Origin of the sequence: Mesorhizobium sp. M0106 (assembly GCF_040322715.1) — a bacterium.
Classification (GTDB): domain Bacteria; phylum Pseudomonadota; class Alphaproteobacteria; order Rhizobiales; family Rhizobiaceae; genus Mesorhizobium.
Window position 1 is genome coordinate 1 of the sequence record NZ_JAMYUA010000019.1, and the last position, 26,045, is coordinate 26,045.

Sequence of the window (26,045 nt, forward strand, 5' to 3'; positions counted from 1 at the left end):
GGCGCGCCCCCCCCGCTCCCCCCGCCCCGCCCCCCCCCCCCCCCCCCCCCCCCCCCCCCCCCCCCCCCCCCCCCCCCACCGCTGGTTGGTACCGTCCGTTCTCAGCAGTCTCGTCGTGCTGGCGCTGGTGCTCGGCACCATGACCTTCGCCCTGCACAGCCAGGTCATGGCCGTTATCTATGTCGGCCTGCTCGGCGCCGCCGCCTTCGCCACCGTCGCGCCGCTACAGTTATGGGTGTTGCAGAAAGCGCAAGGCGCCGGCCAGAGCCTAGCTTCATCCTTCAACATCGCCGCCTTCAACCTCGGCAAAGCGGCCGGCGCCTGGCTCGGCGGCGTGGTCATCGCCCATGGTCCCGGCCTCGGTGCCGTCACCTGGGTCGCGGCGCTGTTGCCACTTTCAGCGCTTGCCGTGGCGGCGTTTGCGCTGCGTCTCGACCGAGATCCTGTCCTCGCTACACCGGAAATCGCGCGGTCATAGAACGCAAACCTCAACCAATCTTTGAAACAGCCATCCTTCCACAAGGAGCAAACCCATGGATTATCGAAATCTTGGCGCATCAGGCCTGAAGGTCCCGGCGCTCTCGTTCGGCGCTGGAACCTTCGGCGGTTCAGGCCCGCTGTTCGGCGCCTGGGGCAACAGCGATGCGACGGAAGCACGGCGGCTGGTCGACATCTGCCTTGAGGCCGGCGTCTACCTGTTCGACACCGCCGACGTCTATTCGAATGGCGCTTCCGAACAAGTGCTCGGCGCTGCCATCAAGGGCCGCCGCGACGCCGTGCTGATCTCGACCAAGACCTCGCTGCCGATGGGCGACGGTCCCAACGATGCCGGATCGTCACGTTCACGCCTGATCAAGGCCGTCGAAGACGCGCTGGGGCGCCTTGGCACCGACTACATCGACCTGCTGCAACTGCACGCCTTCGACGCAGCAACACCGATCGAGGAGGTGCTGTCGACACTGGACAGTCTCGTGCGCGCCGGCAAACTGCGTTATGTCGGCGTCTCCAATTTTTCCGGCTGGCAAGTGATGAAATCGCTCGGCCTGGCGGGCAGATACGGCTATCCCCGATACGTCGCCCATCAGGTCTTTTACTCGCTGGTCGGACGCGACTATGAATGGGAGTTGATGCCGCTCGGCCTCGACCAGGGTGTCGGTGCGCTGGTGTGGAGCCCGCTCGGCTGGGGCCGCCTGACCGGCAAGATCCGCCGTGGCCAGAAGCTGCCTGAGAAAAGCCGGCTGCACGACACGGCAAGCTTCGGACCGCCCGTCGAGGATGAGCATCTCTATCGGGTCGTCGACGCGCTTGATGTTGTCGCCGAGGAAACCGGCAAGACCATACCGCAGATCGCCATCAATTGGCTGCTGCAGCGGCCGACCGTCGCCTCCGTCATCATTGGCGCGCGCAACGAGGAGCAGTTGCGCCAGAATCTCGGCGCCGTCGGCTGGTCCTTGACAGCCGAGCAGATGAAGAAGCTCGACACGGCAAGTGAGGTCACCGCACCCTATCCGTATTTTCCCTATCGCCGGCAGGAGGGTTTTGCCCGGCTGAACCCGCCCGCAGTCTGACGCTCCAAAAGCTGGGCGGCGGCTCCCAGACTGCCGCCCGCCCGGCTAATGCAGAACGAACTCGCCGTCGACCTTGCGCCATTCGTTCGGCGCGATCAGCTTCTGGTGCGTGTAGCTGACCGAATGCAGCGGGCCTTCGAGCTTGGCCTTCCAGAACTCGATGAAACGGATCAGCACGGGAAATTTCGGGGCGATGTCGTAATCCTGCCAGATGAAGCTCTGCAGCAGATGCGGATGATCTGGGAAGTGATAAAGAATCTTGGCCGTGGTCAAGCCATAGCCCTTGAGCATCAGGTCCATTTCTGAATGGTCGCGCATTGCGGTCCCCTGGTTGATTCTCCTTCCTCCCAGCCTGAAATTGTGCACCCCATTTGCTTATTCGTCTATTGATATTTCTACGATCAAACCAGATTCCTCCCGCAAAAACATGCGCTTAGCAGCCGCCTCACGAGAGTGCTGACACCGCCGGGCAAGGCACCTGCGGCATCCCGCCGCGCGAATCCAACGTCTAATGTTGCCGTCACCGCCGAACTGTTAATAATGCGCGCGAATTCGCGGCCGCATCGCCGCGATCCTGCCGGCGGTCAAGCCGGCGGTTTGGTTTTGGGGAGGAAGGCGAAGAAATGTCCGATGTTCATGTCCATCGCGTCCAGCCGGCGTGGAAGAAGAACGCGCTGATTGACAATGACACCTACCTGAAATGGTACGCCGACAGCGTCAAGAACCCGGACAAGTTCTGGGGCAAGCACGGCAAGCGCATCGACTGGTTCAAGCCCTACAGCAAGGTCAAGAACACGTCCTTCGACGGCAAGGTTTCGATCAAATGGTTCGAGGATGGCCAGACAAACGTTTCGTGGAACTGCATCGACCGGCATCTGAAGAAGCGCGGCGAACAGACCGCCATCATCTGGGAAGGCGACAATCCCTACGACGACAGGAAGATCACCTATAACGAACTTCACGCACGTGTCTGCCGCCTCGCCAATGTGATGAAGAAGCACGGCGTCAAGAAGGGCGACCGCGTCACCATCTACATGCCGATGATCCCGGAGGCCGCTTATGCGATGCTCGCCTGCACGCGCATCGGCGCCATTCATTCGGTTGTCTTCGGCGGCTTTTCGCCGGATGCGCTGGCCGGACGCATCGACGACTGTAAGTCGACCTTCGTCATCACCGCCGACGAAGGCCTGCGCGGCGGCAAGACTATCCCGCTGAAGGAGAACACCGACAAGGCGATCGAGATCGCCGCCAAGGCCGGAACGAAAGTCGAAAAGGTCTTGGTCGTGCGCCGCACCGGCGGCAAGACCGGCTGGGCCGCCGGGCGCGACGTCTGGTACCATGACGAGGTCGCCACGGTTAAGGCCGAATGCAAGCCCGAGAAGATGAACGCCGAGGACCCGCTGTTCATCCTCTACACATCCGGCTCGACCGGCAAGCCGAAGGGCGTGCTGCACACCACCGCCGGCTATCTCGTCTATGTCTCGATGACCCACCAATATGTCTTCGACTATCATGAGGGCGATATCTACTGGTGCACCGCCGATGTCGGCTGGGTCACCGGCCACAGCTATATCGTCTACGGGCCGCTCGCCAACGGCGCCACCACGCTGATGTTCGAAGGCGTGCCGAACTACCCGTCGCAGTCGCGTTTCTGGGACGTGATCGACAAGCACAAGGTTAACATCTTCTACACGGCGCCGACGGCGCTGCGCGCGCTGATGGGCGCCGGCGATGCCCATGTCACCAAAACGTCGCGCAAGTCGCTGCGCGTGCTCGGCACCGTCGGCGAGCCGATCAATCCGGAAGCCTGGGAGTGGTATTTCAACGTCGTCGGCAACGGCAAGGTGCCGATCGTCGACACCTGGTGGCAGACCGAGACCGGCGGCATCATGATCACGCCGGTTCCGGGCGCCACCCACCTCAAGGCGGGTTCGGCGACGCGGCCCTTCTTTGGCGTCAAGCCGCAGCTGGTCGACGCCGACGGCAAGGTACTGGAAGGCGAAGCCAGCGGCAATCTTTGCATTGCCGACTCATGGCCGGGCCAGATGCGCACCGTCTATGGCGATCACGACCGCTTCGTGCAGACCTATTTCTCGACCTACAAGGGCAGGTACTTCACCGGCGACGGCTGCCGCCGCGATGCTGACGGCTACTACTGGATCACCGGTCGCGTCGATGACGTCATCAACGTCTCCGGCCACCGGATGGGCACCGCCGAGGTCGAATCGGCGCTGGTTTCGCATGAGAAGGTCTCGGAGGCCGCCGTCGTCGGCTACCCGCACGATATCAAGGGCCAGGGCATCTACTGCTATGTCACGCTGATGGCCGGCGAGACGCCAAGCGAGGAATTGCGCCAGGAGCTCGTCGCCCATGTCCGCAAGGAGATCGGCGCCATCGCTTCGCCCGACAAGATCCAGTTCGCGCCCGGCCTGCCGAAGACCCGTTCCGGCAAGATCATGCGGCGCATCCTGCGCAAGATCGCCGAGGATGATTTTGCCGCGCTCGGCGACACCTCGACGCTCGCCGACCCGGCAGTCGTCGACGACCTGATCGCCAACCGGCAAAACAAGAAGGGCTGATGCAACCCGCATTGGGCGCCGTCACCGAGCTTTGGCGCTATCCCGCGAGCTCGCTCGCCGGCGAGTTTCAGGAGGCGATCTCCGTCGACTGGTATACCGTCGAAGGCGACCGCCTGTTTGGTCTTGTCGATACCTCGACCGATGAAATCGCGCGGCCCGACCGCGAAGCGAAATGGCACAAGGTGCCCCGCATCCGCACCCGGCTGTCGCAGGCCGGCAGGCTGGAGGTCGCCATCCCCGACGGACGCTGGCTTTCGGCACCTGGCGCGCAAAGTGATCGCGCGGTTTCCGCGTATCTCGGCTTTGCGGCTTCCATCCGGCCGTTCCGCCGGGAAAATGCGGCTCCGGATTACCTCGGCCCCCTGCTGACGGAACGCTACGTCAAAACCCCTATTCATCTGCTGACCACCGCCTCACTGGCGCGTTTGAAAGTGCTGCATCCAGAGGGCACCGCCGACGCGCGCCGCTTCCGCCCCAACATCGTCGTCGATATGCCAGAGGTCGAGGGGTCGTTTCCCGAGACGGAATGGATCGGGTGCAAGCTGGCAATCGGCGACCTGCTCCTGACCATCTCCGAGCCGTGCCGCCGCTGCGGCTTCACCATCATTGGCCAGAACGGGTTCGACCACGACCCGGCAATCCTGCGCAGCCTGGTCCGCCACAACGCCCATAATCTCGGCGTCTACTGCACCGTCGACCGACCGGCCCGCGTCGAGATCGGCGCCACGATGCGCCTCCTGTAGCTATCGATACAAATCCGCCCGCGTCGGCGGCAGGCCGCTCGGGCCGCGCGCGCGCCTAGTGACAACGGTCTGGAAGACCTGCGCCGAGGCGCGTTCGAAGGTGATCGAGCAACCGGTGAGATAAAGCAGCCAGAGCCGCGCCTTGGCTTCGCCGACCTCGGCGATGGCTTCGTCGAAGCGTGCGTGGAGACGCTCTGCCCATAGCCTGCAGGTGCGCGCATAGTGCTCGCGCAAGTTTTCGACGTCGTAGACGAGGAAGCCGTGCGCCTCGAGATTGCCGAGCGTCATGCCGATCGTATCGAGTTCGCCGCCCGGAAAAATGTATTTGATCAGCGCCTTGAATTCCGGCCCCTTGCGCAGCGTCTTCTTCAAGCTGCCCTTGTCGCGCCGGGTGATGGCGTGGTGCAGATAGATGCCGCCGGGCTTGAGCAGGCGATGGATCCTCGAGAAATAGGCCGCATGGTTGGCAAGCCCCAGATGCTCGAACATGCCGATCGAGGAGATCTTGTCGAAGGAGCCGGACAGCTCGGCATAGGACTTGATCTCGATGGTGATGCGGTCCTCCAGCCCGGCGGCGCGGATGCGTTCACGGGCGAGTTCGGTCTGTGCTTCCGATAGCGAAACGCCGTGGCCGACGACGCCATAATTCTTCACCGCATGGATGAGCATCGCTCCCCAGCCGCAGCCGATGTCGAGCAATCTGTCGCCGGGCTTCAGGCGAAGCTTGCGGCAGATATGGTCGAGCTTGTCTCTCTGGGCCTGATCGATATCGTTGGCGAAATCCTTGAAGTAGCCGCAGCTATAGACCATGCGCTCGTCGAGGAAGAGCCGGTAGAATGCGTTGGAAATGTCGTAATGATGCTGGATCGCCTCCTTGCTCGAACCGCTGACGAAAGGATTGCGGCCGGAAAGATCGGTTCGCGTCGTCATCTGTTTTCGCGAAAACAGCACCGCCGGCAGGTCGCGCAGGATCGCCAGCTTCGGCAATGTCTTGAGCTTCGTCCTGAGCTTGCCGTGCGTGGGCAAGGCGTAGAAATCGAACAGCGATCCGTCTTCGACGTCGACCGCCTTGGCAATCCACATCTCGATCAGCGTCGATAAAGAGGGCCGACGTACGATCTGCCAGACGATGTCCTGGTCGTTGATAGTGAGCACCGGGCCGGTAGCCGGGCCGATCCGCTCGCCTGTCCACAGCCTCACCGCGAAACCCGGCTTCAGCGTCTCGATGACCGTCCGAACAATCCGGGCCGCTCTCTCGGCTGCCTCCATCCCCGTCCTCCCTTACCCGGCAAATAACGGCCCGGAACAATCGCGGCTCGATCTTGCCTGCCCGATCGGCCGGCCGCAAGCCGCCCGAGTGCACAAGCACGCTTGTTCAGGATTTTCGAGTGCCGCGCCTTGCCATTTGCCGGATGACACCCCATCATGAGGAAGTGTTCAACAAATCGAAAGGAGGTGATCCGATGTCGAGTGATTTCGTTTTCCAGAACGTGGCCTCAGCGGATCGCACTTTCGGGAAGCAGTCTTCCCGTTAAGGCGCGAGATGCGCGGCTGGCGACCAACCGTCGCCGCCAGGAGCCGCGCCATGGACGGAAACACGGAAGGCCGCCGACTTCGCGAGAAGCGGCGGCCTTTTCCTTTTTGGGCTGTTGTCCCTTATTTGGTTACGGTCAACATCTCGACGTTGCGCGCTATGTCCTGGAAAGCCTGGTTGAGTTCGGTTCCATTGGCAGCTTGGTAGAAGTGCTTGATCTTGGCGGTGTCCGGGCTCGCGCAATCCTGGAGCGTGGCCTTGGCATTCGTTTCGTTTAGGTCAAACCCAATAGTGAATATCTCGATGCCGTTGTCGCGCATGGCAGCGCAAAGTTTCTTGGCGGCCGTGCGGGTCGGCTCCTTGCCGGCGTCATTGTAGACGTCGCTCACCGTGCTCGCATCGAAGTAGGACAGGTTGAATTCGCCGTCGGTCATCAGGATCGCGATTTTGGCGACCTTTCTTGGATCCATCTTGGCCGGCCGCTGCGAAGTCCTCATGATGCCCCCCCAGTTCTCCGAGAGCATGTACCAGGTCCACTGCACGCCGATATGGCCGGCAGTGCCGCCGGAGGCGACGAAATTCTTGATGACAGTCTTGAGCGCCGTCGCATCCGCCGTCAGCGGCATCAGCGTGGTGGCCGGGCAGGCGGCGGTGCCGGTTTGCCAGGCGAAGGACGACAGCAGGTAGTCGCGGTTGACCATGCTGGCGTCGGGGCCTGCGTCCGAATATTGGTAGGTCCCCTTGCGTTCGGTGGCGCAATTGTCAGGACGGATGAGCCCCGAGACATACTGCACAGCGTCATTGGCCGGCGCCTGTTTGCGTTGGCTGGCGGTGGTTTCCACATAGACGCTGCTGGCGGCAAGTGTACCGGCATTCACCGAATTGGCATAAGGTACGATGGCAACCCGCACGCGCGGTTTGGAGGTGTCCTGACCGCCCAGAAAACTGTCGACGGCATTCGCCGCAGCCGTCCGCAGATCGATGATTTTCTGGCCTGCCATCGAGCCGGTCACATCGAGCATCATCGCGACTTCGATCTGCTTGTCCGAATAGAGAGCCGTCGTCGATGCGGGAACGCGCTGCATGCTACCCGTGCTGAAAAGCGGGAAATAATAGCTGACATTGACATGAACGTCCGCCTGAACGGTCCTGGCGGTCTGGTCGACGGTCAGTTTGTCGAGAACGATCTGATTGTCCTGCAGGATACCCGCCGTGCTGTTGGCATCGAGAAAGGCCTGCACCGATTTGCTGGCTTCGGCCTCGCTGATGACGCCGGTCGTCAGGTCGCGGGCCGTCGAGGTGACCGCAGCGTCGACGACGCCTTGCAGGCTCGATTTCACATTGTAGAGTTGGGATACGTTGACGGCAAAGCCGACACTCAGCGCCAGTACTGAGCCGATTATACCAAACAGGACCGCGAAATTTCCGCTGCGATCCCCGGCAAAGCCGCCGATCGCCTGAACAAGACCCCCGAAACGCCGCATTCTTTCCGCCTCCATTCGCTACAGCCTGCAGCTGTCCGAACGCGCATTGCAGGAATCCGGCCGGATCGCGCCGCCGGGCGCGGGAAAGCGAGCGGCCCCCGCTCAGGCCATTGTTTCCAAGCGGTTTCGAGCGGCGACAAGGTAAACAGCGGGTAAACGAAAGCCGCGTCGGCACGGCTTTGTTCAAAAAGCGCTTACCAAGATTCGGGCTCGCAATTCGAGACGGCTGGACTGCGTCCCAATCCGGTACAGACGAGATGTATCGAACAGGATCAGTGCTGCCGCAGTGGCGGCAGGTGGAAATCCGGACTGCGAATGTGTCCGAAGATCAGGCCAGCATCCGTGCGCTGACGGTCTTGTCGACGCCGCGATAGGGCGGCTTGAACAGATTGCCTTCCTGCTCGTGGGTCCAGACCTTGAACAGGCTGAGCCGATGAGGGCCGAAACTGTGCAGCAGCGGCACGTCGGTGGCGTCGCGGCCGCGGGCTATGACGACGCGGCCGATCCTCGGCACATTGTGGCGAGGATCGAAGGTGTACCATCTGCCGTCGAGGAACACTTCCACCCAGGCCGAGAAATCCATCGGCGCCGGATCGGCGGGCACGCCGATATCGCCGAGATAGCCGTTCACGTAGCGGGCCGGGATGTTCATGCAGCGGCAGAGCGTGATCGCCAGATGGGCAAAGTCGCGGCAGACGCCGACGCGCTCCTCATGCGCCTGCGCCGCCGTGCGGGTCGAGCGCGCATAGCCGTAGCCGAAGGACAGGCGGTTGTGGACATAGTCGACGATCGCCTGCACCCGCGCCCAGCCCGGCGGAAGCTGGCCGAAAAGTTGCCAGGCCAGGTCGCCGAGATGGTCGGTCTCGCAGTAACGGCTGCCGAGCAGATAGCCGAGCACCTCGTCCGGCAATTCGGCAACCGGGACTTCCCCGGCCAGCGTGTTGACTTCGTCCATCTCGCCGCTGTCCTCGACCACCGCGTCATAAAGGATGCGAAAGCTTCCGGCCGGCGCCGTGAAGCGGCGGCAGCTATTGCCGAAAAGATCGTGGTAGACCCTGGTCGGAACCGACGGCGACGTCAGCACGCGCGTCTGCCGCTTGATGTCGGCCTGGCGATCCCGATGGATCTCGAGCAGCGAAACAATCGGCGTGGCTGCAGCGCATTCAATGGCAATTTCATAGCCGAGCCTGATCAGCATCGCCGTCCCCCTACGATCGTCATGGAAGATAGTGCTGGTCAACGCAGGAGAGTGTGCGGCGGTTCCTTGTGGTCGTCAAAAACGACGCCTCGCGACTTCCCATACGGACGCGGCAACGTTACGGTCGATCGACACGCGTCTTTCGAAATAATTCCTCCAAGATGACCCCGGGAAACCGATGTTCGCAGGCAGAAAATTCGCGGCCTTCCTGTTCGATATGGACGGCACGATTCTCAATTCGATCGCCGCGGCGGAAAGGGTCTGGGCAGCGTGGGCGCATCGGCAAGGTCTTGACGTCGCCGCATTCCTGCCGACCATCCACGGCGTGCGGGCGATCGAGACCATCGGCCGGCTGGCGCTCCCAGGCGTCGATCCTGCCCGCGAAGCCGAATCGCTTTTGCAGGCCGAGGCGGCCGATGTCGAGGGCATTCGCCCGATTGCCGGCGCCGCGGCCTTCTTGGCGTCGCTGCCGCCTGGAAGCTGGGCGATCGCCACTTCGGCACCGCGCGAACTTGCCTTGCTGCGCCTGCAGGCCGCCGGCATTCCGGCTCCCGCCGTGATCGTCGCGGCGGAGGACGTGGCTCGCGGCAAGCCGGCACCCGACTGCTTCCGGCTGGCGGCCGCACGGCTCGGCGTCGATGTGCGCGACTGCCTCGTCTTCGAGGACGCGCCGGCCGGCATAGCGGCAGCCGAAGCCGCGGGCGCTGCAATCGTGGTGATCAGCGCCACGCACCGGCATCCGTTGCAGACGCCGCATGCCGCCATCACCGGCTATGGCGCGATCGGCATCGCTGTCGATGACAACGGCTGGATTGCCATCGAAGCGGAACGGACCGCACAGCCTGCTTAACTAGCATCCTGCTTGCGCTAAAAGTCGCTGGTCAGGCCCTTGACCTCCCAGTCGCCATAGCGGCCAGGCTCCTTGCCGCCGCGCCCGCCGATCTCCCTCGGCAGCGTGGCTTCCTGCTCGCGATATTTCTCCCGCCGGGCCTCGGCCTCGACCAAGGCGCGCCTGGCTGCCGGGGTCAGCGGCTTTTGCGGCGAGCCGTTAGCATGCGTTTGGCTGGTTTTGTCGATCATGCGATCTTCCGCTAGATTGAAACAGGCCCCGATTGAAACGGGAACCGCTGTTTCCCATCATATAGCGATGGGCCCACAAGGATCGACCCCTTTGTTGGGCCCAAATGGAGCAGACGATGAACACCCTTCGCACCGCCATGCTTTTGGCCGCAATGACGGCCCTGTTCATGGGCGTCGGCTATCTGGTCGGCGGATCCGGCGGCATGATGATCGCCTTGCTGATCGCCGCCGGCACCAATTTGTTCAGCTATTGGAACGCCGACAAGATGGTGCTGTCGATGCACCGTGCGATCGAAGTCGACGAACGCAACGCGCCTGAATATTACGCCATCGTGCAGGGTCTCGCCCAACGTGCCGGCCTGCCGATGCCGAGAACCTATCTCATCGACAATCCGCAGCCCAATGCCTTCGCCACCGGCCGCAATCCGCAAAATGCCGCTGTCGCCGCCAGCACCGGCCTGCTCGAGCGGCTATCGCATGAAGAAGTCGCGGCGGTGATGGCGCACGAGCTCGCCCATGTGCAGCACCGCGATACGCTGACCATGACGATCGTCGCCACCTTTGCCGGCGCAATTTCGATGCTCGGCAATTTCGCCTTCTTTTTCGGCGGCAACCGCGACAACAACAATTCCTTCGGCATCGTCGGCGTGCTGGTGGCAATGATCGTCGCGCCTTTGGCCGCCATGATCGTGCAGATGGCGGTGAGCCGCACCCGCGAATATGAGGCCGACCGGCGCGGTGCCGAAATCTGTGGACACCCGCTGTGGCTCGCCTCGGCGCTTGACAAGATCGCGCGGGGCGCCGAACGCATCCGCAACCCGGATGCCGAGCGCAATCCGGCAACCGCCCATCTCTTCATCATCAATCCTCTTTCCGGCGAGCGTATGGACAGTTTGTTTTCCACTCACCCGAGCACAGAAAACCGCATCGCCGCGTTGCAGAGGATGGCGAGCGAAATGGCCGGCGCACCCGAAGCGGCCGCGACGCCAAGGCCGGCGCCGGAAGCGACCGGGCAGCCGTCTGGTCCGTGGGACAGGGCCGCGCGGCCCGAGAGGCCGGCTGAGCCGGCCAAGCCGAGACCCAATCCCTGGGGACGCAATCCGACCGGCCCCAAAGGTCCGTGGTCGTGACGAGCGCGACAGACAAAAAAGGCGGGATCTCGCTGGCGGAAATGCGCGATCTTTGTGCAAGGCACTGGAACCCTATCGGCATACCGATGGCGAGCATAGCAACATCAAGTGACCTGGGCTTTCGCCCACTTCCTGAAGATGAATATGACACCTATCTCCGCCACATCGTCCGACTTGTCGGGGATGGTGCATCTCCAAAGCAAGTCGCGGACTATGTCGGCACGGTTGAGAAAGACTACATTCAGGTGATCTCACCCCTAGGAAGTAAAGAAGATTTTGTCAGCGCCATATTTAAACTAGTCAACCGATCGCCGACACAATGAGGCCAACTCACAGTGAGGCTTCAGAAGCTCGCGGTCTCGCCGCGCGCAAGGCAGCCGCGCGCCTGCTTGCCGCCGTCATTGACGCGAAAACGCCGCTCGACGGGCTGACCGACCATGAAAACGGCCATCCACAATACAAGGCGCTCGACCTGCGCGACCGCGCTTTGGTGCGCGCCATTCTGGTCACCGCCCTGCGCTACCGCATGACCATATCAGGCCTTTTGGCCCGTCGCCTGGAAAAGCCGCTGCCGCCCAACGCCACGGCGCTTTCGCACATTTTGCATGTGGCGGCAGCGCAGATCCTGTTCCTCGATGTTCCCGACAGCGCCGCCGTCGACCTCGCCGTGACACACGCCAAGTCCGATCCGCGCACGGCGCGCTTTTCCGGCCTCGTCAACGGCGTGCTGCGCACGCTGGCGCGGGCCAAGCAGGACGAGCTCGCCGCAGCATTTGCCGCTACCGACGAGGCGCCAAAATGGTTTTCCGACCGTTTGAAAACAGTCTACGGCCTCGACAAGGCCCGGCAGATACTGCTCGCCCATCGCCATGAGGCACCGGTCGATTTCTCGGTCAAGTCGGACCCGGCGCTGTGGGCCGAACGGCTCGGCGGCTTTGTCTTGCCGACCGGCACGGTGCGGGTGGAAAAGCTCAGCGCTTCCGTGACCGAACTGCCCGGCTTTGGGGAAGGCGCCTGGTGGGTTCAGGATGCAGCGGCCAGCCTGCCGGCCCAGCTGTTCGGCGACATCAATGGTTTGCGAATCGCCGACCTCTGCGCCGCGCCGGGCGGCAAGACCGCCCAGCTGATCCTCGCCGGCGCCCACGTCACCGCGCTCGACATGTCCAAAACGCGGCTGGCACGGCTGACGCAGAACCTCGAACGGCTCGGTCTGGCCGCCGAGATCGTCCAGGCCGATCTGCTCAAATACGAGCCGAAGGACCTCTTCGACGCCGTCCTCCTCGACGCACCTTGCTCTTCGACCGGCACGGTGCGGCGGCATCCCGACGTCCCCTGGACGAAGACGGTGGCCGACGTCGAAAAACTGGCCGACCTGCAACGCCGGCTGCTTGCCCGCGCCGTCACCCTGGTCAAGCCTGGTGGACGCATCGTCTTTTCCAACTGTTCGCTCGATCCGCTGGAAGGCGAAGAGCTCTATCGCGACTTTCTCGCCGGCAATGCGGAGATTGTCGACGACCCGCTTCGGCCGGGTGAGATCGCCGGCATCGACCCGTTTCTGACGCCGCAAGGCACGTTGCGCACCACGCCTGCCGATCTGAAGCTAGGCTCGCCGGGCCGCTCCGGGCTGGACGGCTTCTTCGCCGCCCGCATGCGCAGAGCCGGCTAAGGGCCGATCTTGAAGCGCCATCCGGCTTCTTGGGGCGAGGAGGCATGGAAAACAGGCTGAACGGCCCCACTGCCGCGGAATTCGCCTTCGCACAAGTTCTTGAATCATATAAACTTGTGCTTGGGTGAGGACGATCAGGAGGGGTTTTGGCAATCGCTGCCGGTAACACGACGCGTCTGTGGACGCTTGTCGCGAGGGAGTTCTGGCGCAAGACGCGCCGGCGCTTGCGCGCCGGGCCACTCTATCGCTGGCGCTACTCAGGCCGTACGCCGGAGCGCGTCCTGATCGCCCCACCGGACCTGCGGCTCGCCGATCCTCAGATCGCGCTCGAGATCTATTACGGCCGCTATCCGCTTTCGGGGCATCTGGTCGAGACCGGCGGCAAATCGCCCTTCCAGATCGACGTGCCCAATCCCGGCTGGCAGAAAACGCTGCATGGCTTTCGCTGGCTGCGCCATATGCGTGCCGCCGGTACCGAGCTCGCCGCCGCCAACGCGCGGGCGTTGGTTTCCGACTGGATTGCAATCCATGGCAGCCATATTTCCGGCGTCGCCTGGGAGCCTGGCACGACGGCCAAGCGTGTCATTGCCTGGCTGCAGCATTCGTCGATCGTGTTGCAGGGCGCCGAATTTCCGTTCTACCGCGCGTTCTTGAAATCGCTCGCCGTCCAGATCCGCTATCTGCGCGCCATGGTGCGCGAGATGCCGGACGGCAAGGACAGGCTGCGCGCCCGCATTGCGCTGGCCTTTGCCGCTTTGTCGCTGCCGGCGCCGGCCTCGGCGCTACGCGGTGCCACCCGCAATCTCGCCGAGGAGCTCGACCGCCAGATCCTGCCTGACGGCGGCCATCTCTCGCGTAATCCGATGACCGTGCTTGAAATCCTCGCCGACCTTCTGCCGTTGCGCCAGACATACGCCAATCAGGCCGAGACGCCGCCGGCCGCCCTGATCGGAGCCATCGACCGGATGCTGCCGGCACTGCGCTTCTTTCGCCATCAGGACGGCAGCCTTGCCCGCTTCAACGGCATGGGCGCCACCATTCACGACCGTATCGCCAGCATCCTGCATCACGACGACACCGCCGGCGCACCGTTGCTGCACGCGCCGCATTCGGGTTATGAGCGCCTGTCGATGGGCGGTGTCACTGTGATCGCCGATACCGGCCTGCCGCCCCCCGTCGACGTATCCAATGCCGCTCACGCCGGATGCCTCGCCTTCGAATTATCGTCGGGCCGCCAGCACTATATCGTCAACGCCGGAATAGACACTTATGGCGCCGCCGAGTTCCGGCCGCTTGCCCGCGCCACCGCCGCCCACTCGACCGCCACCATCAACGACACGTCGTCGGCGCGTTTCAATCACTCCTTGCGCGTCAACGACCTGCTCGGCACGCCTTTGATCGGCGGGCCGCAGCATGTGCCTTGCAAGCGCACCGACCAGAAGGGCAGCCAGGGCTTCATCGCCCGCCATGACGGCTATGTGGCGCGCTTCGGCTTCCTGCATGAGCGCGAGCTGAAATTATCGACCGACGGCAATGTACTTGCCGGCAGGGACCGTTTCCTGCGCCCGGGCGGCGCTTCTATCCGCAACAATGGCCGTGACTTCGTCACGGTGCGTTTCCATGTCCATCCCGATATAAGCCTGCTCCAGGATGAGCATGACCGTCTGGTGCTGGCCGCCGACCATGCCGACACCTGGGTGTTTACCTCTACCGAAGTGGTGCCCGAGGTCGAGGAATCGATCTATTTCGCAGGGCTTGGCGGCCCGCGCCGCAGCCGCCAGATCGTGCTTGCGTTCAAGGCCTCGGAAATTTCCGAGGTCCACTGGCAATTGACGCGCACCATCATCGCCGGCCGTCCGGAAAAAGCTGAAGCCGATGGCAACGGCAGACACTGATCAAGTCTTGCGGCTTGATTTCCGGGCCTCATATGCTACGGCCCGCGGACGCTCTCCAACCAGAACTGGAAAGGCCGCCAGCCCATGGCCGTCGCCGCCAAGAACATTCCCGCGCCCGACCTTGTACCCATCCGTCGCGCGCTCCTTTCCGTCTTTGATAAGACCGGCCTGATCGATTTCGCCAGGGCGCTGGCTTCGGCCGGCGTCGAGCTAGTCTCGACCGGCGGCACCGCAAGGGCCCTTGCCGAGGCAGGCATGGCGGTGCGCGACGTGTCCGAGCTCACCGGCTTTCCCGAGATCATGGACGGCCGCGTCAAGACGCTGCACCCGTCGGTGCATGGCGCACTGCTTGGCGTGCGCGACGATCCCGAGCACGCCGCAGCGATGCGCGACCACGGCATCGAGCCGATCGATCTCGTCGTCTCCAATCTCTATCCGTTCGAAGAGGTGCGTCGCTCCGGCGCCGACTACGCGGCGATCGTCGAGAACATCGACATCGGCGGCCCGGCGATGATCCGTGCCTCGGCCAAGAACCACGCCTATGTCGGCATCGTCACCGATCCCGATGACTATGCCTCGGTGCTCAACGCGCTCGAGATGAATTTCGGCTCGTTGTCGCTGGATTTCCGCAAGAAGCTGGCAGCCAAGGCCTTTGCCCGCACCGCCACCTACGATGCGGCGATCTCGGGATGGTTCGCCGAGGCGCTTGAGATCGAGCATCCGACATGGCGCGCCTTCGGCGGCAAGCTGCAGTCGGTGATGCGCTATGGCGAAAACCCGCATCAGGGCGCCGGCTTCTATGTCAACGGCGACAGGCGGCCGGGCGTCGCCACGGCGCGCCAGCTTCAGGGCAAGCAGCTTTCCTACAACAACATCAACGACACCGACGCTGCCTTCGAGCTGGTCGGCGAGTTCGACCCGTCGCGCTCCGCAGCAATTGCCATCATCAAGCACGCCAACCCGTGCGGCGTCGCTGAGGACGCTTCGCTGCAGGCGGCCTATGCCAAGGCGCTGGCCTGCGACCCGGTCTCGGCCTTCGGCGGCATCGTCGCCATGAACCGCGTCCTCGATGCCGGAACCGCCGAAGAGATCGTCAAGACCTTTACCGAAGTGATCATCGCACCGGAGGCGTCCGAAGAAGCAGTGCGCATCATTGCCGCCAAGAAGAACCTACGCCTGCTGGTCACCGGCGGCCTGCCCGACCCTCGCGCGGCGGGCCTTGGCTTGAAATCGGTTGCTGGTGGTTTGCTGGTCCAGGGCCGCGACAACGCGGTGGTGGATGACCTCGAGCTGAAAGTGGTGACCAGGCGCGCTCCGACGCCGGCCGAATTGGCCGATCTGAAATTCGCTTTTCGCGTGGCAAAGCACGTCAAGTCGAACGCCATCGTCTACGCCAGGGATGGCGCTACAGTCGGCATCGGCGCCGGCCAGATGAGCCGGGTCGATTCCTCGCGCATCGCGGCGCGCAAGGCGCTCGACGCGGCCGAGGCTGCCGGCCTGACGGAGCCTTTGACCAGGGGCTCGGTCGTCGCCTCGGATGCCTTTTTCCCGTTCGCGGATGGGCTTTTGTCGGCAATCGAAGCCGGCGCCACAGCCGTCATCCAGCCCGGCGGCTCGATGCGCGACGATGATGTCATCGCCGCCGCCGACGCTCACGGCATTGCCATGGTCTTCACCGGAGTGAGGCATTTCCGGCATTGAACGCGTTACCCTCCCGCTGTGGGAGAAGGCAAGAGCAGCTCACTCCGCCGGCCGATCCGCCGGATAGGGCGTGCCGATCAGGATCGCCATGCCGGCGCCAAGGAACAGCACGATCGCCGCCATGCCGAGCCGCGCCGAGCCGCTAGCCAGGGTGATCGTGGCCACCATGAAGGGTGCGGCAAAACTGGTTGCCCGGCCGGCCAGCGCATAGATGCCGAAATAGCGGCCCGATTCGGCAGCGGAGACGCTGCGCGCCATGTAGGAGCGCGACGATGCCTGCACCGGCCCGAAGGCAAGCCCGATCAGCAGGCCGTAGAAAATGTAGGCTTTTTCCGCCGCCGTGCCGAACAATCCGCCACCATCCAGTCCGGGCATCACCCAGGCGCCGAACAGCGTATAGCCCGGCCCGGTAGAAACGATGCCGATCGTGGCAATGCTCAGCATGACCAGCGAAATCATCACTATGGTCTTGGAACCCAGCGCTGTGTCGAGGCGTGCGGCAACCAGGCAGCCGACGATGGCAACGACGTTGAGGATGATGCCGAACAGGCCGATCTCGGTAATCGACCAATGGAACATTGCCGCCGCAAACGTTCCGCCTAGCGCCAGCAGTGCGTTGACGCCGTCCTGATAGATCATACGGGCGACGAGAAAGCGAAAAATACCGCTGCGCTTGCGCACTTCGGCCAGCGTCGACTTCAGTTCCGATAGTCCCTCGCGCACCGCCGGCCCGATTGGAATGCCTTTGATCGCATCAGGCGTGAAGAAGAACATCGGCAGGATGAACAGGAAATACCAGGCCGCCGACAACGGCCCGGTAGCGCGCGCGTCCTCGCCGAGCCTGGGGTCGAGGCCGAAGATCGGGTCGAGCCCAACGACGGTCTTGCCGGTTTCAGGCGAGCCGGCCATGACGGTAACGACGAAGATCAGTGCGATCATGCCGCCGAGATAGCCGAGTCCCCAGGCCATGTTCGAGATCCTGCCGATGTCGCTCTTCGGCACCAGGCGGGGCATCATCGAATCATTGAACACAGTCGAGAATTCCGCCGCGACCGACGCCAGCGAGAACAACGCCACGACCAGAAAAAGATTAGAGCCGGGCGCGGCGAACCACAGCAGGGTGAGGCAGGTGATTTTAACCGCGGCGAAGAAGGCTATCCACGGTTTGCGTGGTCCGGTCTGATCGGCGATCGAGCCGAGGACCGGCGACAAAACGGCAATGACGAGGCCGGCGGCGGCAATGCCGTAGCCCCAGGCCGCTTGCCCGGTCTCTGGATTGCTGGCCATGCGCGAGACGAAATAAGGACCGAAGATGAAGGTGGTAACGACCGTGAAAAACGGCTGTGCCGCCCAGTCGAACAGCATCCATCCCCAGATGCCGCGTCCCGATGCCCGCTGCACTGCCATCTCAGCCATGTCCCCTCCGCTGGAGCTTGCTCCATGCCGATCGAATCGGAATGACGCTCCGTCTTCTTGTTGAGCACGATCTTGTCCAAAAGCCGATCGTCACTTTTTGGGATCATGCTCCGGTGCCCCCCAACGCAGGGCGCCGTTCGCTCAATAGCGCAGTTCTTCCCGGCAATCCCGCGCGATGTGGAAGACGTCTCACAGCTGCGTCAGATCACTCATCAGGCCGGACGCCACCGACAGCCGCGACACGGTGATGTCGCCGCCCTCGGTCAGCGCCTGCAGCCGCTCGCGGATGCGTCCGACCCGTTCGCCGCCGGCCTCCAACCATGCCGACACCGGATCCGCCGCCTCGGCATGGCCGGTCAGCGCCGCCACCGCGATGCCGCGCCTGGCCGCGCCGATCGTGTCGGTAGCGCGGGAAAGCGCCAGTTGATCGTAATAATCCGAGGGCGTGATCGAGCGCGCCGCATCTTCGACGCGCGGGATACGGAAGACATCGCTGACTGCAAAAAACGCCTTGGCGGCAGCGACGATGCCGGCATTTGCCGTCCGCGCCGTCAGCGCTATGTCGGGGATGAGTTCCGCCACATCGGTCAACGCCAGTTGCTCGGCAAGGCTCTCGGGCGCGCCGCCCCTCGACAGGCTGTGCCGCCGCTCCTCGATCCGCTCGCGCGAGAAGGCCGGCAGCAGCGAAACGAGCTTCGGCTCAAGCGCCTTGCGCGCATCCTGCAACTCGGCAATCCGCTGCCCGAGCAGTGCAGTGCCGGCATCGTTCTTCAGGTACCAGCCGCTCGTCACATAGATCAGCCGGCTGACCGCCTGATAGAGGTCGAGCTGGATCTGTCCGTCGATCTGGTTGTCGAGCGCGTCGATCTGGCGATACAGCGCCGGCAGTGCAAAGCCATCCCGCACCACGGCGAAGGTGCGCACGACATCGGCGGCACTGCGCCCGGTCGCTTCCTGCAGCCTGTTGACGAAGGACGGACCGCCGCGATTGACCAGGTCATTGGCGACGGCACGGGCGATGATCTCGCGGCGCAGGCGATGGCCGTGGATTTCCGCCGCATATTTCTTTGCCATGCGGTCGGGAAAGTAACCCATCAGGTCGCGGTCGAAATGCGGATCATCCGGCACGTCGCTGGCGACGATATCGGAAAACAGCACGATCTTGGCATAGGCAAGCAGCACGCCGAGCTCGGCCCGGGTGAGCGGCTCGCCGCGCGCATCGCGCTCGGCAAGAGCCGCCGGCGACGGCAGCGTCTCGACGGCACGGTCGAGCAGCCCGCGCGCCTCGAGCGCCTCCATGAAGCGGCTCTGATGGGCAATGTCGGCAAGGCCGCGCTTGCGAGCAAGGGACAGCGCCAGCGTCTGCTGGTAATTGTTGGACAGCACCAGGGCGCTGACCTCGTCGGTCATCTCGGCCAGCAATTTGTTGCGCGACGGCCGCGTCAGCGATCCCTTCCGCATGGCGGAAGCCAGCGCGATCTTGATGTTGACCTCGACGTCCGAGCAGTTCACGCCGCCCGAATTGTCGATCGCATCTGAGTTGCAGCGGCCGCCATTCAATCCGAATTCGATGCGCGCCCACTGCGTGACGCCCAGATTGGCGCCTTCACCGATGACCTTGGCACGCAGGTCGAGCGCGGTGATGCGGATCGCGTCATTGGCACGGTCGCCGACGTCCTGGTTGGTCTCGCCCGATGCCCTGACATAGGTGCCGATGCCGCCGAACCACAAAAGATCTGCTGACGCCTTGAGGATGGCACTCATGATCTCGACCGGCGTGGCCGTTGTCTTGCCGAGGCCGATAGCTGCAGCCGCGGCGGCCGGCAAGGTGATCGACTTCTGGCTGCGCGAGACGATGATGCCGCCTTCGGACAGCTTCGTCTTGTCGTAATCCTGCCAGCTTGAGCGGGCGAGAGCGAACATACGCCGGCGCTCGGCCATCGAAGCGGCCATGTCGGGATCGGGATCGATGAAGATGTCGCGATGATCGAAGGCGGCGATCAGCCGGGTCTGCTCCGACAGCAGCATGCCGTTGCCGAACACGTCGCCCGACATATCGCCAACGCCGACGACGGTGAACGGCGTGGTTTGGATGTCGCGGTTCATCTCGCGGAAATGCCGCTTGACCGCTTCCCAGGCGCCCTTGGCGGTAATGCCCATCTTCTTGTGGTCGTAGCCGGCCGAACCGCCGCTGGCGAAAGCGTCGTCGAGCCAGAAGCCGTGCCTTTCGCTGATGGCGTTGGCGATGTCCGAGAAGGTCGCCGTGCCCTTGTCCGCGGCGACGACGAAATACGGATCATCCTGATCGCGCCGCACGACGCCGGCTGGCGGGACGACGCCGTCCAGCCCGATATTGTCGGTGATCGACAACAGGCTGGAAACGTAATTCTTGTAGGCGGCCGTGCCGGCCTCGAAAATTGCGTCGCGCCCGGCGCTCATCGGCAGCTTTTTCGGGTAGAAGCCGCCCTTGGCGCCAACCGGCACGATCACCGCATTCTTGACCTGCTGTGCCTTGACCAGGCCGAGCACCTCGGTGCGATAGTCCTGCGCACGGTCCGACCAGCGCAGGCCGCCGCGCGCGACCGGGCCGAAGCGCAGATGCACACCCTCGACCTCGGAGCCGTAGACGAAGATCTCTCGCCATGGCCGCGGCGCCGGCAGCCCGTCGACCGATTGCGAATCGAGCTTGATCGCCAGCGATTGGCCTTTCTGTTTCGTATCGGCAACGAAATGATTGGTGCGCAGCGAGGCTTCGATCAGGTTCAGATAACGGCGGATGATGGTGTCGTCGTCAATGTTGGGAACGTCTTCCAGCGCATCCGTGATCTTGGCTTTCAGATGTTTGGCCTGAACGACGCCTTCCGTCTCGGCCGTCGGGCTGAGGCGGGCGACAAACAGCGCATGCAGGCCGCGGGCGATCTCGGGATAACGTTTGAGCGCGGCGGCGATGAAATCCTGGCTCTGCGGGATGCCGGCCTGCTGCAGATAGCGGCCATAGGCGCGCAGGACAGTGATCTCGCCCGACCACAGGCCGGCGGTCTGGGCAAGGCCGTTATAGCCGTCATTGTCGACATCGCCGCGCCAGACGGAAAGGAACGCATCCTGGAAAAGCGCGCCGCCATTGCCGAGGTCGATCGGCCTGCCGTAGCTGTTCTCGAGTTCCATGTCGTGGATGAAGACCATGCCGGATTGAATGTCGCCGACCTCGAAAGTGCGCTCGCTGATGACGCGGAAACCGATGTTTTCCAGCACGGGCACGCGCCGCGACAGCGCCACCGGGCTGCCATGGTGATAGATCTTCAGCGCAGCCTGATGCGGCTTCTGGACGGTGTGACGGTAATAGTCGATGGCGATCGGATTTGACGTATCGAGCTTGGCGATGCGCCCGGCGTCGGCCAGCGCCACGGCCGGCGGAAAACTGTCGCGATAACTTTCCGAAAAACGCGAGGCGATGGCCGTGAGTCTCGCATCGGCGCCGGTCTCTGTCGCGGTCTCGCGCAGTGCATCGTCCCAGGTCCGTACGATGTCGCGGATCGCCGCCTCGATCGTCGCCTGCTCGACCTTCGGCGTCTTGCCGCCGGAGCGGCCGATGATGAAATGGACGCGCGCCAGCCCGCCTTCCGGGAAGGCCGGATAATAGGCCGACAGCCGGCCTTCGAAGACGGTCTTCAGATAGGTGCCGATCTTCTCGCGCACGACGCTGTCGTAGCGGTCGCGCGGCACGAAGACGAGCACGGAGACGAAGCGGTCGAACTGGTCGACACGCACCAATGCCCTGACGCGCGGTCGCTCGATCAAGCCCAGTATGGCTTCGGCATGCTTGCGCAGGATCGGCACCGGAACCTGGAACAGCTCGTCGCGCGGATAGCTCTCCAGCACGTTGATCAAAGCTTTGCCGGAATGGTCGCTTGGATTGAAGCCGGATTTGGCAATGACGGTTTCCGCCTTCGAGCGCAGGTAGGGGATTTTCATCACCGAGCGCGTATAGGCAGTCGAGGTGAACAGGCCGACGATACGGAGCTCGCCTGAAAGCACGCCTTTGCCGGTGTAGGTCTTGACGCCGATGTAGTCGAGGTAGATGCGGCGGTGCACCGATGACTTGGCGTTGGCCTTGGTGACGATCAGCGGTTCCGGCCCATGCAGGAAGGCACGGATTTCCGGCGTCGTGCTCACCGCTTCGGTGCCGCGCCTGAGCACCAGCACGTCGGGATCGGAAAGGATGCCGAGGCCGGGCTTTTCGGCGCGCTCGAGCATGCCGCTCGTCTCGCCGCCGGTGTAGTTGAATTCGCGCATGCCGAGAAAGGTGAAATTGTCGTCGCGCAGCCATTCGAGGAAGGCGATCGCTTCGGTGACATGGGCCTTGTCGAGCGGCACTGGCGAGTAGCGGAATTCCGAGATCGCCTGGTCGAGGCGGGCAAGCATCGGCTTCCAGTCGGTGACGGCGGCTCGCACCTGGCCGAGCAGCTTGGTCAGGCGTGCGGCCAGGCCTTCGGCCTGCTCGGCCGAAAGGCGGCCGATATGGACATGGATGACGCTCAGTCGGTCATGGCTGTGGTCGCCCTTGGCATAACCGCCATCGCCGAGGATTTCCTCGACGCCGTTCTTGCCGTGCCTGACGACTATGACCGGATGGGTAACCAGCAGCGGCTCGCCAGCGCTTTCTGTAATCTCGCCGAGGACGGAATCGAATAGGAACGGCATGTTGTCGTTGACGACGGTGATCACCGTCATCGGCCGGCCCTGGCGGACGACACCGGAATCGACGTCTATGGCAACGACGCAGTCGTCCTTCTTGTGCCTGGCCACTGCGCGGCCGGCGAGTTCGGCAGCGCGTTCGAGATCGATGACGTCATAGGCGGCGACATCTTCGGCCGGAGCTCGGGCCAGCAAGTAGTCGGCAAGCCTGCCGGGCTTTTCGCCACCCGCGGCTTCACCCCTCGTCACGCCGGCTTTTTTCAACCGGCTCGCTGACTTTACGCTGGCCATGAGTCCCTCCCGTCACATGTTTTTGCGGCTATGCTAACAGATGACGGGTATTTGGCGACAAAGGTTTGACGGCTTGCGACGAAATGTCGGAATTCACCGGCAGCCTGGCGAAAACGAGGAGAAATCCGCCATGACGGAGAAAATTACCGCGCTTGACCTGGCACCAGCGGAGCTGAGCGACGCGAGCAAGGCCTATTTCGCCAAGTGCCGGGAGAAGCTCGGCCTCGTTCCCAATGTGCTGCTCGCCTATGCCTTCGACGAGAAGAAGCTGCGCGCTTTCACCGACATGTACAATGATTTGATGCTGGGTGAATCCGGCCTGTCGAAACTCGAGCGCGAGATGATCGCGGTGGCCGTCTCGTCGGTCAACCATTGCTACTATTGCCTGGTCGCGCATGGCGCGGCGGTGCGCCAGCTTTCCGGCGACCCGGCCTTCGGCGAGATGATGGTGATGAATTTTCGCGCCGCCGAGCTTTCGGACAGGCAACGCGCCATGCTCGAATTCGCGGTGAAGCTGACCGGGCAGCCGGCAAAGATCGTCGAAGCGGACCGGGCGGCGCTGCGGCAAGTCGGCTTTTCCGACCGCGACATCTGGGACGTCGCCTCGACCGCGGCGTTCTTCAACATGTCGAACCGGCTGGCATCGGCAATCGATATGCGGCCGAACGATGAATACCATGCGATGGCGCGATAGGGCACCGCCGTTGCGAGCCAACCGCACATTATATTAGCTACTTCGCATTCTCGTTGCTTGTTTGCCGGTTTGGTCCGATGATCGGCATGCGGCATGACCGCATGCCGGTTCGATGCCGCCGATCAAAGGAGGAGAACATGGCGAAATTTCTCTACGTCTATCACGGCTCGGGCAAGATGCCGACCGAGGAGGCCGAACGGAAGGCAGCGATGGATGCCTGGAACGGCTGGTACGGCAAGCTTGGCTCAGCGGTGGTCGACGGTGGCAATCCAGTCGGCATGTCGAAGACCCTGCTGCCCGGCGGCAAGGTCGAGAACAATGGCGGTAGCAATCCGACCGCCGGTTACACCATCATCGAAGCGAAAGACATCGACGATGCCGTCGGCAAAGCCAAGGATTGTCCTATCCTGACGGACCCGGGTTTCAGCGTCGAGATTGCGCCGATAATCGAAATGGGTTGACGCGCCGGCTCAGGACCGCGCCGCGATAGCCGCCGCAGCGCCGGCCATGGTTCCGGCGCTGACGCGGTTGGCGATCTTCATCGCCCGCTTGCTTTTGAGCAGCTTGCGCGCCTGTGATGCGGCGAGCACCCAGGTCAAATCGATAGCGACCAGGACAACGGCCATGGTCGCGGTCAGCTCGACCCAGCCGATCATGCTGACCGAACCGAGGTCGATGATGGTCGGCAGCAGCGCCAGATAGAACATCATGATCTTGGGGTTGCCGAGCGTCACCGCCATGCCGGCAAAGAACAGTCTGACGGGCGAATCTTCGCGCGGCAGCGCGCCTTCCTTGGTCTCGACCGGTGCCGTCCACATCTTCCAGGCAAGCCAGCCGAGATAGGCGACGCCGACCCACTTCACGACGACAAAGGCTAAATGGAACGTCTGCGCCACCACGGCGAGGCCAAACACCGCCAGGGACAGCCAGATCGCTTCGCCGATCCACATGGCAAGCAGGAACGGAAACACGTCGCGAAACCCTTTCGAGATGACCCGCGCCACAAGAGCGGCGATCGATGGGCCGGGCGAGCCGGCTGCAACTAGCAGGGCGCCGGCAAAAATCAGCAGCGACGTGAAATGCATAACGCGGTCTCGTTTGAAATGTTTGGGTCGTTCAACATAACCCAACTGTTCCGGCGACGGTAGCGTCTACCGAAAGAAGGCTTGTCGGCCAGGCACCTCACGGCTAGAGATGTCGTTCCGAAATCCTTTCCGAGCTTCACTTTGCCTACGTAACCGCCGGTCTCGTCAACTCCCCCAACACAGAGCAGGGCGTCGCAGTCGCGATGCCTGTTTTCACATCATGTGTTCCTCGGGTGGCGGTTCGAGACCGGTTTGGCACTGCTGAACCGCTGTCGCGCATAACCACCCGCGACACCTGATTTCCAACTACCGCAGTCTCTCGCCACGCCGTGCCCGCAAGGGTTCTCGATATCGCCGATCTGACGAACTTCCCGACGGGAAGGGCTTTTCGGCATGCCTTCGATACTGCGTATCCGCTGGGCGATCACACCCAAGACCGCACCTCGACCTCACCTCAACTGCAATCGCTGCGGCGGCCTGAAAGCCTATCGCTGCAGCGGCAAATTCCGGGTCAATGCCAACGGCAAGCGCATTCACGCCTGGTTGATCTACCGCTGCATCGACTGCGACAATTCCTGGAATTTCGGCATTCTGGAGCGCTGCAGCCGCCGCGATATCGAACCGGCAATATTGCAGGCGCTCGAAAGCAATGATCCGGTCCTGGCGCGGCGCCATGCTTTCGATGTTGCCGCATTGCGAAGCAGTATCGGGCGCGTCGAGGAGTTTCCCGAAGCCATCGTTCATAAGCAGGTGCTCGGGGACAGGCCGGAAAATACCAGCGCTCTCGAACTTCAGCTCTGGCTCGAAATGCCGACAACGCTGCGGCTCGACCGGTTGCTGGCCAGCGAACTCGGTGTCCCGCGATCGCGGCTACAGGTTTGGGAAGAGAAGCGATTGCAGGTGGTTGGTCCGGACGGGGCCAAAGCCTTGCGCCGGCCGGCGCGGGCGGGAACGGCGATCCGGATCCACCTGTCTGGCGAACCAGACCGGGACGAAATCATTTCGGCTGCAGGTGGATGAGGCGACGGCAAGGGCACCCGTAATCAGAGACAGTTACGGCCAGGGGTCAGTCGCCCTCTTTGGAGGCCGAGCCAATCAAACCCTTGGCCGTATCGAGATCGCTGTCGGCGACTTGCACATGGATCAAGCCAAGCCTGCCCGTGTCGAGAAGATAATTCGCGAGAGCATAAATTCCATAAGCGTCGAGCATCGACACGCAAACTTCGGCCTCGGGTCGATTGTCGTATATGACAGCCGTGACGAGTTTACCGCTCATTGCGCGGTAT

Annotated in this window: 21 protein-coding genes and 1 pseudogene; 13 read left to right on the forward strand and 9 right to left on the reverse strand. The window is 63.1% G+C overall.

Translation table 11 applies throughout. The features are described from left to right. Window positions 1–79: 79 nt before the first annotated feature. Both NKJ55_RS19160 and NKJ55_RS19165 read left to right on the forward strand, forming a co-directional pair. Window positions 80–478: pseudogene (locus tag NKJ55_RS19160) on the forward strand (MFS transporter); the annotation flags it as partial. Between the two features lie 55 nt (window positions 479–533). After that, window positions 534–1,568, forward strand: a complete 1,035-nt coding sequence (locus NKJ55_RS19165; RefSeq protein WP_352451222.1) for an aldo/keto reductase — start codon at window positions 534–536, stop codon at window positions 1,566–1,568. A 45-nt stretch (window positions 1,569–1,613) separates the two neighbouring features. On the opposite strand, the gene NKJ55_RS19170 is transcribed toward NKJ55_RS19165, so the two are convergent. Beyond that, window positions 1,614–1,886, reverse strand: coding sequence for an usg protein (locus tag NKJ55_RS19170; RefSeq protein WP_023678111.1), 273 nt, complete (start codon window positions 1,884–1,886; stop codon window positions 1,614–1,616). 305 nt (window positions 1,887–2,191) lie between these two features. On the opposite strand from NKJ55_RS19170, the gene acs reads away from it, so the two are divergent. Then, on the forward strand, window positions 2,192–4,147 hold the full coding sequence (acs, locus tag NKJ55_RS19175; protein WP_352451223.1) for an acetate--CoA ligase: 1,956 nt from the start codon (window positions 2,192–2,194) through the stop codon (window positions 4,145–4,147). Beyond that, on the forward strand, window positions 4,147–4,890 hold the full coding sequence (locus NKJ55_RS19180) for an MOSC domain-containing protein (protein WP_352451224.1): 744 nt from the start codon (window positions 4,147–4,149) through the stop codon (window positions 4,888–4,890). Before acs ends, NKJ55_RS19180 begins: the two co-directional genes overlap by 1 nt. Here the strand turns inward: NKJ55_RS19180 and NKJ55_RS19185 are convergent, their stop codons facing one another. From NKJ55_RS19185 to NKJ55_RS19195, 3 genes are all read right to left on the reverse strand, one after another. Beyond that, entirely contained in the window at window positions 4,891–6,159 is a 1,269-nt protein-coding gene (locus NKJ55_RS19185; protein ID WP_352451225.1) for a class I SAM-dependent methyltransferase, read from the reverse strand. Between the two features lie 387 nt (window positions 6,160–6,546). Continuing rightward, window positions 6,547–7,908 (reverse strand): pilus assembly protein TadG-related protein, encoded by a 1,362-nt coding sequence (locus tag NKJ55_RS19190; RefSeq protein ID WP_352451226.1) that lies wholly within the window; start codon window positions 7,906–7,908, stop codon window positions 6,547–6,549. Window positions 7,909–8,236: 328 nt separating this feature from the next. After that, complete coding sequence (locus NKJ55_RS19195; RefSeq protein WP_352451227.1) at window positions 8,237–9,106, reverse strand: transglutaminase-like domain-containing protein; 870 nt, start codon at window positions 9,104–9,106, stop codon at window positions 8,237–8,239. A 178-nt stretch (window positions 9,107–9,284) separates the two neighbouring features. Between NKJ55_RS19195 and NKJ55_RS19200 the strand changes: the two genes are divergently transcribed. Then, window positions 9,285–9,956 (forward strand): HAD-IA family hydrolase, encoded by a 672-nt coding sequence (locus tag NKJ55_RS19200; protein ID WP_352451228.1) that lies wholly within the window; start codon window positions 9,285–9,287, stop codon window positions 9,954–9,956. A gap of 17 nt (window positions 9,957–9,973) precedes the next feature. On the opposite strand, the gene NKJ55_RS19205 is transcribed toward NKJ55_RS19200, so the two are convergent. Further along, window positions 9,974–10,186, reverse strand: a complete 213-nt coding sequence (locus tag NKJ55_RS19205; RefSeq protein ID WP_352451229.1) for a DUF1674 domain-containing protein — start codon at window positions 10,184–10,186, stop codon at window positions 9,974–9,976. A gap of 116 nt (window positions 10,187–10,302) precedes the next feature. On the opposite strand from NKJ55_RS19205, the gene htpX reads away from it, so the two are divergent. The 5 genes from htpX (at window position 10,303) to purH (ending at window position 16,578) form a co-directional block, all read left to right on the forward strand. Then, a complete protein-coding gene (gene htpX, locus NKJ55_RS19210) occupies window positions 10,303–11,316 on the forward strand; it encodes a zinc metalloprotease HtpX (RefSeq protein ID WP_352451230.1) in 1,014 nt (337 codons plus the stop codon). Continuing rightward, complete coding sequence (locus tag NKJ55_RS19215) at window positions 11,313–11,639, forward strand: hypothetical protein (RefSeq protein WP_352451231.1); 327 nt, start codon at window positions 11,313–11,315, stop codon at window positions 11,637–11,639. Before htpX ends, NKJ55_RS19215 begins: the two co-directional genes overlap by 4 nt. Then, entirely contained in the window at window positions 11,636–12,982 is a 1,347-nt protein-coding gene (locus NKJ55_RS19220) for an RsmB/NOP family class I SAM-dependent RNA methyltransferase (RefSeq protein WP_352451232.1), read from the forward strand. Before NKJ55_RS19215 ends, NKJ55_RS19220 begins: the two co-directional genes overlap by 4 nt. Before the next feature lie 146 nt (window positions 12,983–13,128). Continuing rightward, on the forward strand, window positions 13,129–14,877 hold the full coding sequence (locus NKJ55_RS19225; RefSeq protein ID WP_352451233.1) for a heparinase II/III family protein: 1,749 nt from the start codon (window positions 13,129–13,131) through the stop codon (window positions 14,875–14,877). Between the two features lie 84 nt (window positions 14,878–14,961). Then, window positions 14,962–16,578 carry a bifunctional phosphoribosylaminoimidazolecarboxamide formyltransferase/IMP cyclohydrolase gene (purH, locus tag NKJ55_RS19230; protein ID WP_352451234.1) on the forward strand — a complete coding sequence of 539 codons (1,617 nt, stop codon included), beginning with the start codon at window positions 14,962–14,964 and terminating at the stop codon, window positions 16,576–16,578. A gap of 39 nt (window positions 16,579–16,617) precedes the next feature. On the opposite strand, the gene NKJ55_RS19235 is transcribed toward purH, so the two are convergent. Together NKJ55_RS19235 and NKJ55_RS19240 are read right to left on the reverse strand one after the other, a co-directional pair. After that, the gene (locus NKJ55_RS19235; protein WP_352451235.1) at window positions 16,618–17,994 is read right to left on the reverse strand and encodes an MFS transporter; all 1,377 of its coding nucleotides are present in this window, start codon (window positions 17,992–17,994) and stop codon (window positions 16,618–16,620) included. A 189-nt stretch (window positions 17,995–18,183) separates the two neighbouring features. Continuing rightward, entirely contained in the window at window positions 18,184–22,980 is a 4,797-nt protein-coding gene (locus NKJ55_RS19240) for an NAD-glutamate dehydrogenase (RefSeq protein WP_352451236.1), read from the reverse strand. Between the two features lie 130 nt (window positions 22,981–23,110). On the opposite strand from NKJ55_RS19240, the gene NKJ55_RS19245 reads away from it, so the two are divergent. Both NKJ55_RS19245 and NKJ55_RS19250 read left to right on the forward strand, forming a co-directional pair. Beyond that, entirely contained in the window at window positions 23,111–23,674 is a 564-nt protein-coding gene (locus NKJ55_RS19245) for a peroxidase-related enzyme (RefSeq protein ID WP_352451237.1), read from the forward strand. Between the two features lie 137 nt (window positions 23,675–23,811). Then, on the forward strand, window positions 23,812–24,135 hold the full coding sequence (locus tag NKJ55_RS19250) for a YciI family protein (protein WP_023678126.1): 324 nt from the start codon (window positions 23,812–23,814) through the stop codon (window positions 24,133–24,135). A 9-nt stretch (window positions 24,136–24,144) separates the two neighbouring features. Here the strand turns inward: NKJ55_RS19250 and NKJ55_RS19255 are convergent, their stop codons facing one another. After that, window positions 24,145–24,759 carry a LysE family translocator gene (locus NKJ55_RS19255; RefSeq protein WP_352451238.1) on the reverse strand — a complete coding sequence of 205 codons (615 nt, stop codon included), beginning with the start codon at window positions 24,757–24,759 and terminating at the stop codon, window positions 24,145–24,147. 393 nt (window positions 24,760–25,152) lie between these two features. Here NKJ55_RS19255 and NKJ55_RS19260 point away from each other — a divergent pair, with 393 nt between their 5' ends. Continuing rightward, entirely contained in the window at window positions 25,153–25,779 is a 627-nt protein-coding gene (locus NKJ55_RS19260) for a DUF1062 domain-containing protein (RefSeq protein WP_352451239.1), read from the forward strand. 46 nt (window positions 25,780–25,825) lie between these two features. On the opposite strand, the gene NKJ55_RS19265 is transcribed toward NKJ55_RS19260, so the two are convergent. Beyond that, window positions 25,826–26,035 carry a hypothetical protein gene (locus tag NKJ55_RS19265; RefSeq protein WP_352451240.1) on the reverse strand — a complete coding sequence of 70 codons (210 nt, stop codon included), beginning with the start codon at window positions 26,033–26,035 and terminating at the stop codon, window positions 25,826–25,828. Between the last annotated feature and the right edge of the window lie 10 nt (window positions 26,036–26,045).